This window comes from Dermatophilus congolensis, from assembly GCF_900187045.1.
Classification (GTDB): domain Bacteria; phylum Actinomycetota; class Actinomycetes; order Actinomycetales; family Dermatophilaceae; genus Dermatophilus; species Dermatophilus congolensis.
Genome location: NZ_LT906453.1, coordinates 1439669 through 1455547, shown reverse-complemented (window position 1 = coordinate 1455547; position 15879 = coordinate 1439669). Strand labels below are relative to the sequence as shown.

16 protein-coding genes and 1 riboswitch are annotated in these 15879 nt (G+C 61.6%); all 16 genes read right to left on the bottom strand.

Going from position 1 to position 15879, the window contains the following annotated elements; all coding sequences use genetic code 11:
* Nucleotides 1–13 precede the first annotated feature (13 nt).
* Complete coding sequence (gene ribH / locus CKV89_RS06200) at nucleotides 14–481, bottom strand: 6,7-dimethyl-8-ribityllumazine synthase (protein WP_028327950.1); 468 nt, start codon at nucleotides 479–481, stop codon at nucleotides 14–16.
* On the bottom strand, nucleotides 481–1782 hold the full coding sequence (ribB, locus tag CKV89_RS06195; protein WP_407919588.1) for a 3,4-dihydroxy-2-butanone-4-phosphate synthase: 1302 nt from the start codon (nucleotides 1780–1782) through the stop codon (nucleotides 481–483). Before ribB ends, ribH begins: the two co-directional genes overlap by 1 nt.
* Nucleotides 1782–2393 (bottom strand): riboflavin synthase, encoded by a 612-nt coding sequence (locus CKV89_RS06190; protein WP_084441429.1) that lies wholly within the window; start codon nucleotides 2391–2393, stop codon nucleotides 1782–1784. Before CKV89_RS06190 ends, ribB begins: the two co-directional genes overlap by 1 nt.
* A complete protein-coding gene (ribD, locus tag CKV89_RS06185) occupies nucleotides 2394–3551 on the bottom strand; it encodes a bifunctional diaminohydroxyphosphoribosylaminopyrimidine deaminase/5-amino-6-(5-phosphoribosylamino)uracil reductase RibD (RefSeq protein WP_084441430.1) in 1158 nt (385 codons plus the stop codon).
* A gap of 160 nt (nucleotides 3552–3711) precedes the next feature.
* Nucleotides 3712–3852, bottom strand: a riboswitch (FMN riboswitch).
* Nucleotides 3853–3895: 43 nt separating this feature from the next.
* Complete coding sequence (locus CKV89_RS06180; protein ID WP_084441432.1) at nucleotides 3896–4564, bottom strand: nucleoside/nucleotide kinase family protein; 669 nt, start codon at nucleotides 4562–4564, stop codon at nucleotides 3896–3898.
* Complete coding sequence (gene rpe / locus CKV89_RS06175) at nucleotides 4564–5223, bottom strand: ribulose-phosphate 3-epimerase (protein WP_028327952.1); 660 nt, start codon at nucleotides 5221–5223, stop codon at nucleotides 4564–4566. The genes CKV89_RS06180 and rpe overlap by 1 nt, the downstream gene beginning before the upstream one ends.
* Before the next feature lie 82 nt (nucleotides 5224–5305).
* Complete coding sequence (locus tag CKV89_RS06170; protein ID WP_051277762.1) at nucleotides 5306–6889, bottom strand: RsmB/NOP family class I SAM-dependent RNA methyltransferase; 1584 nt, start codon at nucleotides 6887–6889, stop codon at nucleotides 5306–5308.
* Entirely contained in the window at nucleotides 6886–7830 is a 945-nt protein-coding gene (fmt, locus tag CKV89_RS06165) for a methionyl-tRNA formyltransferase (protein WP_028327955.1), read from the bottom strand. Before fmt ends, CKV89_RS06170 begins: the two co-directional genes overlap by 4 nt.
* Nucleotides 7831–7954: 124 nt before the next feature.
* On the bottom strand, nucleotides 7955–10069 hold the full coding sequence (locus tag CKV89_RS06160; protein ID WP_161626199.1) for a primosomal protein N': 2115 nt from the start codon (nucleotides 10067–10069) through the stop codon (nucleotides 7955–7957).
* Nucleotides 10070–10276: 207 nt separating this feature from the next.
* On the bottom strand, nucleotides 10277–11497 hold the full coding sequence (gene metK, locus CKV89_RS06155; protein ID WP_028327956.1) for a methionine adenosyltransferase: 1221 nt from the start codon (nucleotides 11495–11497) through the stop codon (nucleotides 10277–10279).
* A 159-nt stretch (nucleotides 11498–11656) separates the two neighbouring features.
* A complete protein-coding gene (coaBC, locus tag CKV89_RS06150; RefSeq protein ID WP_028327957.1) occupies nucleotides 11657–12988 on the bottom strand; it encodes a bifunctional phosphopantothenoylcysteine decarboxylase/phosphopantothenate--cysteine ligase CoaBC in 1332 nt (443 codons plus the stop codon).
* A 155-nt stretch (nucleotides 12989–13143) separates the two neighbouring features.
* Nucleotides 13144–13407, bottom strand: a complete 264-nt coding sequence (rpoZ, locus tag CKV89_RS06145) for a DNA-directed RNA polymerase subunit omega (RefSeq protein WP_028327958.1) — start codon at nucleotides 13405–13407, stop codon at nucleotides 13144–13146.
* Nucleotides 13408–13510: 103 nt separating this feature from the next.
* Nucleotides 13511–14068, bottom strand: coding sequence for a guanylate kinase (gene gmk, locus CKV89_RS06140; RefSeq protein ID WP_028327959.1), 558 nt, complete (start codon nucleotides 14066–14068; stop codon nucleotides 13511–13513).
* Between the two features lies 1 nt (nucleotide 14069).
* Nucleotides 14070–14387 (bottom strand): integration host factor, actinobacterial type, encoded by a 318-nt coding sequence (mihF, locus tag CKV89_RS06135; protein ID WP_028327960.1) that lies wholly within the window; start codon nucleotides 14385–14387, stop codon nucleotides 14070–14072.
* 254 nt (nucleotides 14388–14641) lie between these two features.
* Nucleotides 14642–14989, bottom strand: coding sequence for a chorismate mutase (locus CKV89_RS06130; protein ID WP_051277763.1), 348 nt, complete (start codon nucleotides 14987–14989; stop codon nucleotides 14642–14644).
* Between the two features lies 1 nt (nucleotide 14990).
* Nucleotides 14991–15857, bottom strand: a complete 867-nt coding sequence (pyrF, locus tag CKV89_RS06125) for an orotidine-5'-phosphate decarboxylase (RefSeq protein ID WP_095068496.1) — start codon at nucleotides 15855–15857, stop codon at nucleotides 14991–14993.
* Nucleotides 15858–15879 lie beyond the last annotated feature (22 nt).

The following is a 15879-nucleotide window of genomic DNA, read 5'->3' as shown; positions in this document are numbered from 1 at the left end:
TGACGGGGAAGGCTTACAGGTCACGTAATGCCACGGCGGTGGCGATTGCTGCCTGCGCAGCTTCGTGTCCTTTGGATTCGTGTGAGGTACTCAAGCCGGAACGGTCAGCGGCTTGGGCTTCGTTATCGCAGGTGAGAACCCCGAATCCGATCGGGGTTCCGCTGTCTAGGGCCACTCGTGTCAGGCCTGAGGTGACTGCTTGGGAGACGTATTCGAAGTGTGGCGTGCCACCTCGAATCACCACTCCCAGCGCCACGACTGCGTCGTGGTTTTCGGCGAGCTTGGCTGCCACGACGGGCAGTTCGAAACTTCCGGGCACACGGATCACGGTTGGTTCTGCCACCCCGGCTTCTTCGCATGCCAGCTGCGCCCCGGCGATGAGAGCATCCATGAATTGGTCATGCCAGCTGGCTGCGGCGATCGCAACCTTCAAGCCTGCTCCATCCATATTCTCCAAATCTGGCGACCCAAAACCTGCCATCACATATCCTTTCCGGCCCCGGAGGTTGCGCCCTCCGGTATACCCATCACGTCATGGCCCATACGGCGAGCCTTCGTTTCCAAATAGCGAACATTTTCACTGGTCACAGGCGTAGCCACCGACACGGACTCGACCACATCAAAACCTGCCTGCCGCAGCGCCGACACCTTTGCAGGGTTACCCGTCAACAAGCGCACCCTGTCCACCCCCACATCGGCCAAGACAGCCGCCGCGGCACCATATTCACGCGCATCAATCGGCAACCCCAGCCGCGTCTGCGCATCCACAGTGTCTTCACCCTCATCCTGCAGCGCATACGCCTCCAACTTCGACAACAAACCAACCCCCCTACCCTCGTGGCCACGCAGATACACCACCACTCCCCCATCACGGGCGATACGCGCCATCGACGCCTCCAACTGCGGGCCGCAATCACAGCGCCGTGACCCAAACGCATCCCCGGTCAAACACTCCGAATGCACCCGCACCGTACTCACCCCCTGCGCATCAACCCCCACCCCACCGGCCCCTGGCGCTATCAACGCCACATGCTCAGCGCCAGTCAACACATCCAGGTACCCCACCATGTCGAACGTGCCATGAGCAGTCGGCAACACCGTCCTAGAACCAGGCCGCACCCGGTCATGCACCTGCCGATACGCCACCAAATCCTCAATCGTGATCACCGCAAGACGATGCTCACGACCCAAAGCCAACACCGCCTCAGCCCGCATCATCTCCCCGGAATCATGCACCAGCTCACCAATCACCCCCACCTCAGGCAACCCCGCCAACCGACACAAATCCACCGCCGCCTCCGTGTGCCCACCCCGCACCAACACGCCCCCCGGCCTGGCCCGCAACGGAACCACATGCCCCGGCCGCGTGAAATCCTGCGGACCAGCCTTCGGGTCAGCCAACAACCGCGCCGTCAACGCACGATCCGCCGCCGAAATACCCGTACTCACCCCCACAGCAGCATCCACCGTCACCGCATACGCAGTGCCATGCGGATCCTGGTTATGCTGCACCATCGCAGGAAGACCCAACGCATCAGCCCGCTCCTGCGTCATCGGCGCACACAAATACCCCGACGAATGCCGCACAGTCCACGCCACCCACGCCGCATCCGCCGTCGCCGCAGCCAGAACAACATCCCCCTCGTTCTCCCGGTCCGCGTCATCCAAAACCAACACCGGACGCCCCGCCCGCAACGCCTCCAGCGCATCCTCAATAGAAGACAAACCCTCCACGGACTCCCCCGCAGCACCATTAACCAAAGACTGCGCCGACATACTCATCACGCCCCCACCACGCCCTGGCCACACGGCCCCAACAACCGCTCGACATACTTGGCCACCACATCAACCTCCACATTCACCCTTCCCCCAACCTTCACCTCACCCAATGTGGTCGCCTCCAAAGTTGTAGGAATCAACGACACCTCACACCCCGTCTCCGTCAATGCACTCACCGTCAACGACACCCCATCCAGCGCAATCGACCCTTTATGCACCACATACCGCCGCAACTGCTGCGGCAGATCAAAAGCAACCACCTCCCACCGCTGCCCCGGCACACGCGAACGCACAGTCCCCACCCCATCCACATGCCCCTGCACCACATGCCCACCAAAACGCCCCGAGGCTGGCATCGCCCGTTCCACATTCACCCGCATCCCCGGCTCCACCCCATCCAACGAAGAACGCAGCAACGTCTCACGCATCACATCCACCGAAAACGTGTCCCCATCCACCTCCACCACCGTCAAACACACACCACTAACCGCGATCGAATCACCCGGGCGCGCATCCGAGGTCGCCAACGCGCTACGCACCCGCAGCACCGCCGAATCCGTCAGCCACTGCACCGCAACGACCTGACCGACCTCTTCAACAATTCCTGTGAACATCTACGCAACCGCCCCTTCCGAAACTGAAACCCCATTAATCTGCTCCTGCTGCGCCGCGGCCGGAACACGCAACACACAGCGCACATCTGCACCCACACGCTCCACCTCACACAACTCGAAACGACGCACCTGACTCATCGAAGAAACACCGAGATCACCCACCGCACCCACACCAGAGCCCAACAATGCTGGCGCCACATACGCCACCACCTCATCCACCAACCCAGCCCGCACAAACGCAGCCGCCAACGTCGGCCCGCCCTCCAGCCACACATGCCGCACCTGCCGCGCATGCAACTGCGCCAACACCACCTGCGGATCCCGCGTCCGCAAATGCACCGCCGGCACCAACGACGGCACCGACGGGTCAGTCATAAACACGCGCGCATCACCTGGAACATCACGACACCCCACCACCACCCGCAACGGCTGCCGCCCCACCAACCCACCGGAGCCATCACGCACCATCAACGCCGGATCATCAGCCAACACCGTGCCCGTACCCACCACAATCGCCCCCGCAGCACCGCGCCGCACATGCACATCCGCGCGTGCCTGCGGACCAGTAATCCACTTACTCGACCCATCAGCTGCTGCCGAACGCCCATCCAACGTCGCCGCGAACTTCCACGTCACCCACGGACGCCCCCGCAGCACCGCAAACTCCCACTCCCGCACCAAGTCACCAGCCTGAGCTACCAACTCCCGCACACACCGCGCCTCATCGCTCTGACCAGCATCCCGGCACCACTGCGGCACGCTATCCACCTGCACCCCAGCAGCACGCAGCGTCTGCGCACCCCGGCCAGACAACGCGCCCACATCGTGACGCAACAACACCACCCGAGACACACCCGACTCCACCAACGCCGTCACACACGGCCCCGTCCGGCCAGTGTGATTGCACGGCTCCAAAGTCACATACGCCGTACCCCCCACCGGTGAAGCGCCACTTTCCCGCACCCGCAGCAACGCATCCACCTCAGCATGCGCCGTACCAGCACCCCGGTGATACCCAACCCCCAGCTGCACCCCAGCCGAATCCGTAATTACGCAACCCACACGAGGATTCGGATCAGCGGCCGGCCCCAACACGGCAGCATCCAACGCGGCACGCAAATGAACCAGATCACGCGCCCCAACCACAGCCGCAACCATCTAAACCTCCCGGATGAGCATGCAATGCACACACCACTCCGGGATTCATGACGAGTCGACATAGCACCGAACACGCAGCCACAACCAACGTGACCACGCACGGCATCAACCGCCAACAGCAACACCACAACGACACCACACGGGTGCCACAAGCGTCACTGCACGCACTGCCTCCCATCCGGACTTTCACCGTCGGCTCTGGAATTTCACCAGATCGGCCAAGACCCTGCACACAGTGCAGAAACTCGGTTCGCGGGCTTTCACCGCCGGCTCGGAATTACACCGACCCCGGAGCACGTACGAGTCACACTATCCCACCACCCACCCAGCCACACCCCACCCACTCAACAAACAGTGCACTCCCACCCCCGCACATCCACCACCAAATCCGCCCGATCCCGCGTAGCCGTCACCAACACCGCATTCTGTGCATCCACACCACGAGTCGCCCGCTCTAACGCTGCCTCAGCAGAACGACCATGCAACTGATGCCGCTGCGCCAACCGCTGCACCCGCACCGACTCATCCCCCTGCACAAACCACACCTCATCCAACAAACCACGCACCTTCACCCACGCCCCCGAATCCAACAACAGGTAATTCCCCTCCGTCACCAAAAATGACACCGACGCCGGCAATTCCACCGCACCAGCAACCCCGTTATGCAACGACCGCTCATACACCGGAGCCCACACCACCTCCTCATCACGAGCACGCAACCGCCGCAACAAATTCACATACCCCTCAGCATCAAATGTCTCCGGCGCCCCCTTACAATCCACATCACCGCGAGCCGAGAGCACCTCATGCGCTAAATGAAAACCATCCATCGCAAACAAAGCAGCACAAACCTGCCCACCCAGTGACTCCATCAACGCCCGCGCAAACGTGGACTTACCCACCCCCGGCGGCCCCACCAAACCCAACACAAAACGCTCACCACCAGCCGAAGCAGCCAAACTCAACCGACTCGCCCGCGCCAACGCCTCCTCAACCCCCACAACCTCAGGCATCAGATATGCCTGTGCTTGTTAGCCAACGCGCGCAGCTCATCCACTGCCGAAGCCGCAGACTCCGCCCCATACACGGCAGAACCAGCAACAAAAACATCCGCGCCCGCCTCAGCACACTGCTCAATCGTCGATGCAGACACACCACCATCAACCTGCACCCAAATATCGCCACCATGACGACGCACAGCCTCACGCACCTGCGCAACCTTCGGCATCATGTCAGCCATAAACTTCTGGCCACCAAAACCAGGCTCAACCGTCATCACCAGCACCATGTCCAGCTCCGGCAACAAATCCTCATACGGACCAAAATCCGTACCCGGCTTAATCGCCATCGACGCCCGCGCACCCGCAGCACGAATAGCCCGCGCCAACGACACTGGATCCGCAGCAGCCTCCACATGAAACGTCACACTCTGCGCACCGGCCTCCGCGAACTGCGGCGCCCACCGATCCGGATTCTCAATCATCAAATGACAATCCAACGGAACAGGAGTCACCTTCAACAACGACTCCACGATGGGCAACCCCAACGTCAAATTCGGGACGAAATGGTTATCCATCACATCCACATGCGCCCAATCAGCATTGGCGATCGCTTGCAACTCCGAAGCCAAATGGGCGAAATCCGCGGACAAAATACTCGGTGAAATCTGCACAAATCCACGATAGAACCCCCACCCCCGGGGCTCCATCGCTCGCGCAACCGCTCAGATCACACAACCAGCACCATCAACACCCTCACCCAGCAGCATCCCCCACCCGCAGCAACGCCAAAAACATTGCATCCGTACCATGCACATGCGGCCACAACTGCACATACGGCGCCGCTCCCAACCCCTGAACTTGCTCACCATCAGCGCCACGCACCCACTGCTGAGCGTCCAACACAGACACATGCGCATTCCGCTCCAACGCACCCTGCACCACATCCACCGTCTCCACCGGATGCGGACTACACGTCACATATGCCACCACACCCCCCACGCGCGTGGCAGCAATCGCCGAATCTAACAACTGCCCCTGCAGCTGCGCCAACTCCGCCACATCCCGCGGAACACGCCGCCACCGCGCCTCCGGACGGCGCCGCAACGCACCCAACCCCGTACACGGGGCATCCACCAACACCCGATCAAACCCGCCAGGCTCCTCCGCGCCCAAAGAACGCCCATCACCAACACCAACAAACACCTCAGCACCAGCATCCTGCGCCGCCGAGACCGCCTGCTCCACCAACTCAGCTCGATGCTCACTCACCTCATTAGCGAACACCGCCACATCACCCGGATACCCAATCGATAACGCAGCCAACAAGCCCGCCTTACCGCCAGGACCAGCACACATATCCAACCAGCGCTCACCATCACCACCGGCAACTGGCTCCACCGGCACCCCCACCAACGCCGGAGGTAGCAACACCGACCCAGGATCTTGCACCGCCGCACGCCCAGAACGCACCGCCGCGATACGGCCAGGGTCACCACCATCAAGAACAACCGAATACGCAGACAACGACAACGGCTTGGCCCCGGCCTCCACCAACTCCTGCACATCAGCCAAACCAGGACGCGCCACCAAAGCCACCTTCGCCCCAGCATTATCAGCCTCCAGCAGCTCCACCAACGCCTGCCGAACAGCCTCCCGGCCACCTGCCTCATCCCCAGCATCCGCGCCAGGGACACTTCCATGAGCAACCAGCGCAGCCCGCAGCGCACGCACCACCCACGCCGGATGCGAATACAACACCGCTAACCGCTCAGCCTCATCATCCACCCCCTCAACAACACGCTCACACCACTGTTCCCGCGAGCGCTCACTGACTCGCCGCAGCACCGCATTAGCGAACTTGCTCGCTCCCACACCGACCTCGCCACGCACCAGCGCAACCGTCTCATCGACTGCCGCATGCACCGGGACACGCATGTCAAGAATCTGATGCACTCCCAAACGCAGCGCAGCCAACACATCCGCGTCCACGTCTTCAACGCGACGATTCCCCGCCACGCTGATCACCGCGTCATAAAATCCCCGCATCCGCGTAGTTCCGTAGACAAGCTCCGTGACGAATGCGTAGTCCTGCCGATGCAGCGTTGCTCGACGTAGCCGTGCCGGAAGGTCCAGGTTGGCGTACGCCCCTTCTTCGATGGCGCGCATCGCCTGGAAAGCCACCGAACGTGCTTTATCGCCATGACGAGACCGTTGCGAAGGGCGTTGCGCAGAACGCCGCGAGGCATCACTGACCCGGGCGCGCCCCCCGTACCTCACTCGCCCTTGACCTTCAAAGCCCCGGCCTGCGTTCTTGCCCTGACCACGCGCATCGCTCATCGTCCTACCAACTCCCCATCCTCGATACGGACGCCGCGCGCCCAGTCACTGGCCACCATCATTTTCTTTCCAGCTGGCTGAACCTGCTGCAGCTCAATAACTCCATCACCAGTCACCACATGGACTGATCTCTTGCTCACCACGAGCCGCCCCGGTTCGGCTCCTTCGGGAATTTCGACAGCGCCAGGGGCCGCGACCTGCATCTGTCCCACCCTCAAACGGACACCACGGAACAAGGTCCACGCCCCAGGGCTAGGTGTGCAGCCCCGTGCTCGACGGTCTAGGTCGATGGCGCTGGCTGACCAGTTCAGTCGCGCATCTTCGTGTGAGAGTTTGGCGGCGTAACTGACGCCTTCCTCTGGTTGCGGGACGGGCGTGGCTGTTCCTGCCTCGATGGCATCGAGGCAGGACACCAGTAGAGTGGCTCCCTCCTGAGCAAGACGCTCCAGCAGTTCACCGGAAGTTTCGTGTTCTCCGATCTGGGTAGTCAGCGTGTCGATGACTGGCCCTGTGTCCAGGCCTTCTTCGAGGAGGAAGGTGCTGGCTCCGGTGACGGTGTCTCCTGCGATGATTGCTTGCTGCACTGGGGCGGCTCCACGCCATGCTGGCAGCAGTGAGAAGTGCAGATTTATCCAGCCATGCGTGGGGATGGAGAGCACTTCCGGTGGGATGAGGCCTCCGAAAGCAACCACGGGGGCTGCATCTGGGGCGAGATCACGCATGCGGGAAACGAACTCGGGTTCTGAAGGGGTGGCAGGTGTTAGTACTTCGACGCCGGCAGCTTCGGCAACTTCCCGCACTGGACTGGGGCGGAGTTTTTTTCCCCTGCCTGCGGCGGCATCAGGGCGGGTGACAACGGCGAGGATTTCGTGACCAGATTCCAAGAGTGCCTGGAGTGAAGGCACTGCCACTTCAGGCGTGCCAGCGAAGACAAGTCGCATCAAATTCCTGCTTTCCTGCTGTGTTTCTACGGGGTGCGGCACGCTGTTGGGTCGCGTCGTGTGTTGTTGGTGGTGCTCAGGTCGATCGCTCAGTCTACGGGGGTTGCGTTCGATGCTTCGCCGCTCAGGCGAGGGCTTCGAGGTCAGCGTCTCCGACGCGAACACGTACTTGTGGTTCTTGTCTGGCTGCTCGGGTGGCGCGCATCGCAGCCAAGAGGGCGGCTACGTGCTCTCGATGCTCGAGGTCGCAGGTTACTAGGGCAACTGCGGGTCGTTCGGAGACGGGGGTGTGTTCGTCTTTACTCTCGCCCGTGGCTAGCAGGGCGGGACCAAAAACGCGGGCGTTGGTGTCGTGGAGGTTTGTTTGCATGGTGTTTAACGCATCGGCGAGGGCGCCGTAGTTGCCGGTGAGTTTTGCTGGCCACATGAGCGGGGGCAGGTCCAGGCCACAGCGGTCAGCTAGTTCTCTGCTGGAAAACCATTCCGGTGCCCAGCGCACGAAAGCTTCTACTGGAGTTAGTGCGGTGCTGTCGGGAACCCCTGCGAGCACGATGCGTCCTCCTCGGCTGCGTGGCCGGGTCAGGGCGGCGGCGCTCATCCATCGGGATAGTGCTTCTTCACCGACGTCGAGGCAGGCATGTCCAAGTGCGGACCATGCATCGAGGATGATGGTGGCTGCGTAGCCGCCCTCAACAGTTGGTTCGGCTCCTGGTGTTGCGACAACCAAGGCTGGAGTGGGAGGTACTGAGTCTTTTATGTCTGCCCCGACGGAGAATCGGACAGGCACGCCGGGGAATGCTAGGCCAAGTTCTTCAGCGGTGCGTTCGCTGCCGATGACGGTGGCTCGTAATCGAAAGCCGTGACAGTCCGGGCATTGGTATCGCGGCACTGTCGTGGCGCACCAGCGGCAGGTGGGCGGCGCCTCAGCGGTGGGAAAAGACAGCGGCCCGTGGCAGTCGGGGCAGCGGGCGGGCAGAGCGCATGAGGTGCACCGGATGGACGGGACGTATCCGCGTCGCGGGACGTGAACTAAGACGGGGCCGTGCGCCAGTGCTGCTTTAGCGGCACGCCAGGCCAGTGAGGGGATGCGGGCGTGGGCTCCGGGGCCGTAGCGATCTTCTTGTTCGTGTTCACCGGCGATGGTGATGGGGGCGGCTCGGTGGCGACGCTGGGCGGGGTCTTCACTGATGGGGTGGATCCAGCCGTCATCGATCCAGGCTTGTGTATGGGTTGTGCGGGTCCAGCCGCCAACGAACAGGGCGCAGTTGTTGAGTTCGCGGCGGGTGCGGAGAATGTCGCGCACGTGAGGGTAGGGAGCATGTGGTTCGGCTAGGCAGTGGTCGCCGTCGGACCACCATGCAACGAGTCCGAGGTTAGTTACGGGGGCGAAAGCTGCTGCGCGGGTGCCGACTACGCAGCGGACGTGGCCGCGGAGCACTTTCAGCCAGGCTGTGTATCGGGCTGATGGGCCTTGACTTGCGGTGAGGCATACGTGTTGGTCCGGCCCGAGAACGGCGGTTAGGGCGGTGTCGAGGCTGGCGACATCACGGTGGTCTGGGGCGACGATGAGGGCCCCGCGACCGGATGTGAGTGTGGCGGCGGCCAGGTGCGCGAACGCGTATGGCCAGTCTTCGTCGTGTGGTAGGCCGGGTGAGGCGACCCAGGCAGCTGCAGGGTTATCGCCTTCGCGTAGGTGCCGCAGTAAGTGCTCTCCCGCTGGGTAGTGCTGCCATGGTTGGCTAGTAGGTGGTGGTAGCGGGGAAGGGTCGTTTGTTCTTGTCAGGGGTAGGTCGCGTTCTGCGGTGGCATGGCGCGGCGGGATCGCTAGGCGCAGGACGTCGTCGACTGTGCCTGCGTGGGTGAGGGCTATCTTTTGGGCGAGGGTGAGGATTTCGGGAGTGAGGACCTGTTCGGTGCCCACTACACGTCGGATGAGAGAGAAGCTGCCGTGATGGTCGCTGGTGTCTGCGCGTTCGGTGAGGAATCCGTTGAGTTCTCGGCCGGAGAAGGGCACGCACACTCGTACACCTGGTTGGGCGCTGTGGTCCATCGTTGCGGGAACGAGGTAGTCGAAGGTTTGGTCTAGTTGCGGTAGGCCAAGGCTGACAACGACCCGAGCGACTGGGTTTTCAGGCGCGAGGGGAACGCCCTCGTGAGTCTTTTTGGTGACTGTGACCGGCCCGGTGTCCAGGTCCAGACCTATGTGAAGCAAGTCTGGGGCTGCGTCTTCGCTGGCCATAAACACCCCCTTCGGTCACGTCGGCATGGGTGTAGGTGTTATCTCGTTTTTACCGCACTGCACTGTCAGTGTTGCTCTCTGCTGGGCTGTGCGCCGTCAAAACCTGGGAGGGTGTGCATGGAGCCGGTGGCTGGCGCGTTGCGTGCTAGCCACCGGCTCCCGGCGTTGCTTGGTGCCCGGTTTTAGGTGGGCTGTGCGGTGAAGAGGTCAGCCGCGGATGACGCGCTGAAGCTCTTCGACGCGGTTGGTCTTTTCCCAGGTGAAGGGGTTGTCCACGCCGTCAGCGGTGGTGCGGCCGAAGTGACCGTAGGCGGCGGTGGCCTGGTAGATCGGGCGCAGGAGGTCCAGCTGCTCAACGATGGCGGCCGGGCGCAGGTCGAACACGGCGGTGATCGCAGCCTGGATCTTCTCAACCGGGACCGTTTCGGTACCGAAGCATTCCACGTAAAGGCCGACCGGCTGGGCTTTACCGATGGCGTAGGCGGTCTGAACCTCGCAGCGCTTGGCCAGGCCAGCGGCAACGACGTTCTTGGCGACCCAGCGGGTGGCGTATGCGGCGGAGCGGTCAACCTTCGACGGGTCTTTACCGGAGAAGGCGCCACCACCGTGGCGAGCCATGCCGCCGTAAGTGTCGACGATGATCTTGCGGCCGGTCAGGCCAGCGTCACCCATGGGGCCACCAACAACGAACTTGCCGGTGGGGTTCACCAGGGTGCGGTAGTCCGAGCAGTCCAGGTTCACGCCGGAGTCAGCTAGTTCAGCCAGGACAGGCTGGATGACGTTTGCTTCGATCTCGGGCTGGAGCTGCTTCTCGAGGTCGATGTCTTCGGCGTGCTGGCTGGAAACAACAACGGTGTCCAGGCTGATGGCTTTGTCGCCGTCGTAGTCGATGGTGACCTGGGTTTTGCCGTCGGGGCGCAGGTATTCCATCTTGCCGGACTTGCGGACGTCGGTGAGGCGCTCAGCCAGACGGTGCGCGAGGAAGATCGGCAGCGGCATGAGCTCGGGGGTGTCATCGCAGGCGTAACCGAACATCAAGCCCTGGTCGCCAGCGCCCTGACGGTCGAAGGGGTCTTCGCCACCGCTGGTGCGGGTCTCGTAGGCGGTGTCGACACCCTGAGCGATGTCGGCGCTCTGCTCGCCGATAGAGATCTCTACGCCACAGCTTTTACCGTCGAAACCTTTGACGGAGGAGTCGTAGCCGATACCCAAAACAGTGCGGCGAACCAAGTTGGGGATGTCGACGTAGCCGCTGGTGGCTACCTCTCCTGCGACGTGCACGAGACCGGTCGTGACCATGGTCTCAACCGCCACGCGAGCGCGGGGGTCTTGCTCGAGCATGGCGTCGAGGATGGAGTCGCTGATCTGGTCGCAGATCTTGTCGGGGTGTCCCTCGGTGACGGACTCGGACGTGAACAGTCGAGACACGAATGCTCTCCTTGCTGCCACCGGCTCTCCGGCGGCGTCGATTGCGCCTGGAAGTTGTCGTCGGTTGACGGCCGAACGGCGATGGCTGGCCGTACCGTACCGCATAGGAGCGGCTGTGGGACCTGGCCCTCGCGGCGGTCGAACGTCGCTGTTTCGAGTTTACGGCTGGTTCAGGATCTCGCGGACCCGAGCCCAGACAGCGTGAGCTATCTCGTGTTTATCAGCAGGTCCGATAGTAACGACACCGGTTGAGTCCGGGGCGAGCAGATGCACTGTGGAACTGTCTTTCCCGAACGTGAGATTGTGTCCTACTTCGTTAGCCACAAGAAGGTCTACGCCTTTACGGCGGAGTTTGGCGCGGGCGTATTCCACAACTGTGCCTTCGCTGTCACCTGTCTCTGCAGCGAATCCCACTAGGAGAGGTCCGGTTCGGCGAGAACGTCTTTCAGCGACGAGTCCAGCCAAGATGTCGGGGTTGCGTACGAGCTCGATGGTGGGCACATCGTGTGCTTGCACGGTGGGGTCGGTTTCGTCGGTTTTCTTAATTTTCGTCTCAGAGATGGAACGTGGCCGGAAGTCAGCGACCGCTGCTGCCATTACCACGACGTCGATCGGGTTATCGACTCCATGCGCAACGTCGCAGCCGGAGGCTTCATCCACCCCGAAAGCACATCCCCAGACAGCCTCTTGCATCTGCGCAGCCGACTCGACAGAAATGACGCGTGCCCCATCTGGGTCAGGCAGTGCCACGTTCGCTGCCACCACAGTGACCTGTGCACCTAGGCGCACAGCGACCTCCGCCAGGGCATACCCCTGCTTTCCGCTGCTGCGGTTACCGATAAAACGCACCGGGTCGATCGCTTCCCTGGTGCCGCCAGCTGTCACCAGGACATGCAGTCCAGCAAGCAACGGCTGCTGTTTCTGCTCAGCTGCCCCCTCAGCCCCATCAAGGACCTTCAGCGCTGCGGCATAGATGTCTTCTGGGTCCGGCAGACGTCCCCTACCTGTGTCTTTACCTGTGAGTCGACCACTAACCGGATCAAGCACATGCACCCCTCGGGAGCGCAACGTGTTCACATTGGCAGTTGTTGCTGGATGCTCCCACATCTCTGTATGCATGGCTGGGGCCATTACAACGGGACCCGAGGCAGTGAGCAAAACATTAGTTAGCAGGTCATCGGCCATGCCGTGCGCGGCGCGGGCCAAGAGGTCAGCCGTAGCTGGGGCCACCACTACCAGATCGGCGCGCTGCCCCAGTAGCACGTGCCGCACTTGCTCCACCGAATCCCACACTTGCGAGGACACTGGGTTTCCTGACAGGGCCGACCATGTTGGCTCTCCCACGAACCGTAGTGCCGAATCTGTCGGCACTACCGTCACATCAAAACCAGACTCAGTGAATAGGCGAAGCAACGAAGCTGCCTTATATGCAGCAACTCCCCCACCTACCCCGAGCACCACGCGCCGGCCAGCACCAACATTGCTGTCCATACCAGTCACCAATTCCCCTTTGCCCTGCATCTGCATGTGTTCTCGACGCAACGCTGCGCACTCACAGCACAGACGCCAAAAGGCGCGCCTCTCATCAGAGAAGCGCACCTTTAGACGTTTTCACGTTCCTCGCGACGAACGGTTCGTTCGACCGCTCAGGCCTCGACCGGAGTCGACGTCAGCAGACCTTCGTTAATCTCACGCAAAGCCACCGACAGCGGCTTTTCACGGACCTCGGTTTCAACCAGCGGACCCACGTACTCCAGCAGCCCCTCAGAGAGCTGGCTGTAGTAGGCATTGATCTGACGTGCACGCTTGGATGCGTAAATGACCAGAGAGTACTTACTCTCCGCCACATCCAGCAGATCGTCGATGGGCGGGTTGGTGATACCGATTGGATCGGCAACGGTGCCTGCCACGCAGTGTCCTTTCATCGCTGATGGGGCCAACTCGAGCGCACGGTGGCCGCTCATCAAAAGTTGACCGTGAAGATCACGCACGCCTGAGAAGGGCGCGTCGGAATCAGGGATCGATCAATGATACGAGTTCTGCAGCCGCTCGCTCGACCGTGTCGTTGACAATCGACACATCAAACTCGCTGCGCGCTGCCAACTCGACCCTTGCTGTAGCGAGTCGGGCTTCCTGTTCGGCTGGAGATTCAGTGCCTCGCCCCACAAGACGAGCAACAAGCTCATCCCAGCTCGGCGGCTCCAGAAAAACAAACAACGCATCTGGCATCGTGGCGCGCACCTGGCGCGCACCTTGCAAATCGATCTCCAACAGCATCGGTCGACCAGCATCGAGAGCTTCCTCAACCGGCCCCCGCAGGGTTCCGTAGCTTGCCCGACCGTGCACCACCGCCCACTCGAGGAACTCCCCATCCTCGACTCGAGCGGCGAAATCCTCTTGATCGAGGAAGTGGTAGTGAACGCCGTCCACCTCGCCCTCACGCGGAGGGCGGGTGGTGGCGGAGACCGAAAGCAGAATCTCAGGGTGATGCTCGCGGATATAGGCCGCGATAGTGCCCTTACCTACTGCTGTCGGCCCCGCCAAAACGACGAGACGCCGCCTGTCTGACACCTCAGCTCTCGCCGAAGCGGTCCAGCAGGGCCGTGACCTGGTTGGCGCCAAGTCCACGGACGCGACGGGTTTCAGAAATGCCGATCTCTTCCATGATCTGCTTGGCGCGCACACGCCCGACTCCAGGCATGGACTCGAGCAGGGCGGAAACCTTCATCTTGCCGATGATCTCGTTGGTCTGCCCCTCCTTAATGACCTCGGTCAGGGATCCCTGAGAGCTCTTCAGGCGGTGCTTAACTTCGGCGCGCTCCCGGCGGGCCTCTGCGGCCTTCTCGAGTGCTGCGGCGCGCTGCTCGGGGGTGAGCTGGGGTAGAGCCACGTGTCTCTCCTCGACTGAAGCCCCCACCGTTCATCAGGTGAGGGGTGATTTGTCATTGACTGGCACTGCGGAGTCTGTGACCGGCTCCGGCGCGATTGTATGCAAATTTTGTACATACAGTCCCATGTACGGAAAAGTCTTCGGGTCGGATTTCCCTAAACCGAGCGACTTCACACCCGCACAAGGCTGTCTATCACAAGGAAACTTATCGACGCCCCGCGACCTGCGCAAGGAGATGAGTCATCTAGACCCCCTCACGCCTCACCTGCGGCGATGGCTTTATGGTGCCGAATGACCTCATCGACGACGAAAGTGAGGAATTTCTCAGCGAAAGCTGGGTCTAACTTGGCAGCCACAGCCAAGGCCCTCAACCGCTCTATCTGCACTTTCTCCCGCTCTGGATCAGCAGGAGGAAGATTGAAGTCGGCTTTGAGAACACCCACCCGCTGCGTGCACTTAAATCGCTCTGCCAGCAAATACATAATTGCCGCATCAATATTGTCAATCGAATGGCGAATCTCAAGCAGCTCAGGAGGAAGCCCCTCACCATCAGCAGCAGGACCAACAGGTTCACTCGCGGCAGAACATGACTCCTGGGTCATCTCACCGCGCCCGCAACGTCTCAGCGAGCTCCTCAGCGGTCGCAATAGCTTTGCTGCGCAAAGCTTTCACATCAGAGCCCACGGAGAGCACACCGCGGCTGGAATTAGCCAACACATTCGGGCAAGCCGCGCCAAACACCCGCTGCACATCTGCACCAGTAGCCCCCTGCGCCCCGATCCCAGGAGCCAAAATCGGAGCATTCGCCGCGGCTAAATCAATACCCAAATCGGCAACAGCGTTACCGACCGTGGCACCAACAACCAAACCAACTCGACCCAATTCACCACGATCACGCGCCGCGGCGTTATCGGCAGCAGCACCAGCAACAATGGCACCAGCAACACTGTGATCAGCAATGCTGGCATGCTGCACCGACTTGCCTTCCGGGTTCGACGTCAACGCCAGCACGATCACTCCCCGACCGGTCTGCTCAGCCAAGTCCAGAGCAGGGCGCAGTGACTCGTAGCCCAAGTACGGGCTGACAGTCACCGCATCAGCCCGCAACGAAGATTGTTCACCCAGATACGCCTGGGCATAACCAGCCATCGTCGATCCAATATCTCCACGCTTGACATCGAGAATCGACAACGTCCCCGCCTGGCGCAAGCCAGTCAAAGTGTCTTCCAGAACGGCAACACCTGCACTACCGAACCGTTCGAAAAACGCAGACTGGGGCTTAACCGCAGCGACGTAACCACCAAAAGCCTCAACGCACGTCGCGGCAAAAACCTCCAACCCGTGCACATCATCGCTCAGGCCCCATTTCTCTAGGAGCCCCGGATGTGGATCAATACCGACACACAACGGGCCGTGCTGTTTCATTGCTGCGCGCAAGCGCACGCCAAAAGAAGCGGTGGTGCTCATCATTTACTCTCCGGGGCAGATAGGG

Excerpts from the sequence above, each read along its gene's own strand:
- CKV89_RS06170 (WP_051277762.1), bottom strand. The coding sequence starts at position 6,889 with ATGAGCGATGCGCGTGGTCAGGGCAAGAACGCAGGCCGGGGCTTTGAA.
- CKV89_RS06130 (WP_051277763.1), bottom strand. The coding sequence starts at position 14,989 with ATGACCCAGGAGTCATGTTCTGCCGCGAGTGAACCTGTTGGTCCTGCT.
- CKV89_RS06190 (WP_084441429.1), bottom strand. The coding sequence starts at position 2,393 with ATGTTCACAGGAATTGTTGAAGAGGTCGGTCAGGTCGTTGCGGTGCAG.
- ribD (WP_084441430.1), bottom strand. The coding sequence starts at position 3,551 with ATGGTTGCGGCTGTGGTTGGGGCGCGTGATCTGGTTCATTTGCGTGCC.
- pyrF (WP_095068496.1), bottom strand. The coding sequence starts at position 15,857 with ATGATGAGCACCACCGCTTCTTTTGGCGTGCGCTTGCGCGCAGCAATG.
- ribH (WP_028327950.1), bottom strand. The coding sequence starts at position 481 with ATGGCAGGTTTTGGGTCGCCAGATTTGGAGAATATGGATGGAGCAGGC.
- CKV89_RS06160 (WP_161626199.1), bottom strand. The coding sequence starts at position 10,069 with ATGGCCAGCGAAGACGCAGCCCCAGACTTGCTTCACATAGGTCTGGAC.
- CKV89_RS06180 (WP_084441432.1), bottom strand. The coding sequence starts at position 4,564 with ATGCCTGAGGTTGTGGGGGTTGAGGAGGCGTTGGCGCGGGCGAGTCGG.
- ribB (WP_407919588.1), bottom strand. The coding sequence starts at position 1,782 with ATGAGTATGTCGGCGCAGTCTTTGGTTAATGGTGCTGCGGGGGAGTCC.
- fmt (WP_028327955.1), bottom strand. The coding sequence starts at position 7,830 with ATGCGACTTGTCTTCGCTGGCACGCCTGAAGTGGCAGTGCCTTCACTC.
- coaBC (WP_028327957.1), bottom strand. The coding sequence starts at position 12,988 with ATGGACAGCAATGTTGGTGCTGGCCGGCGCGTGGTGCTCGGGGTAGGT.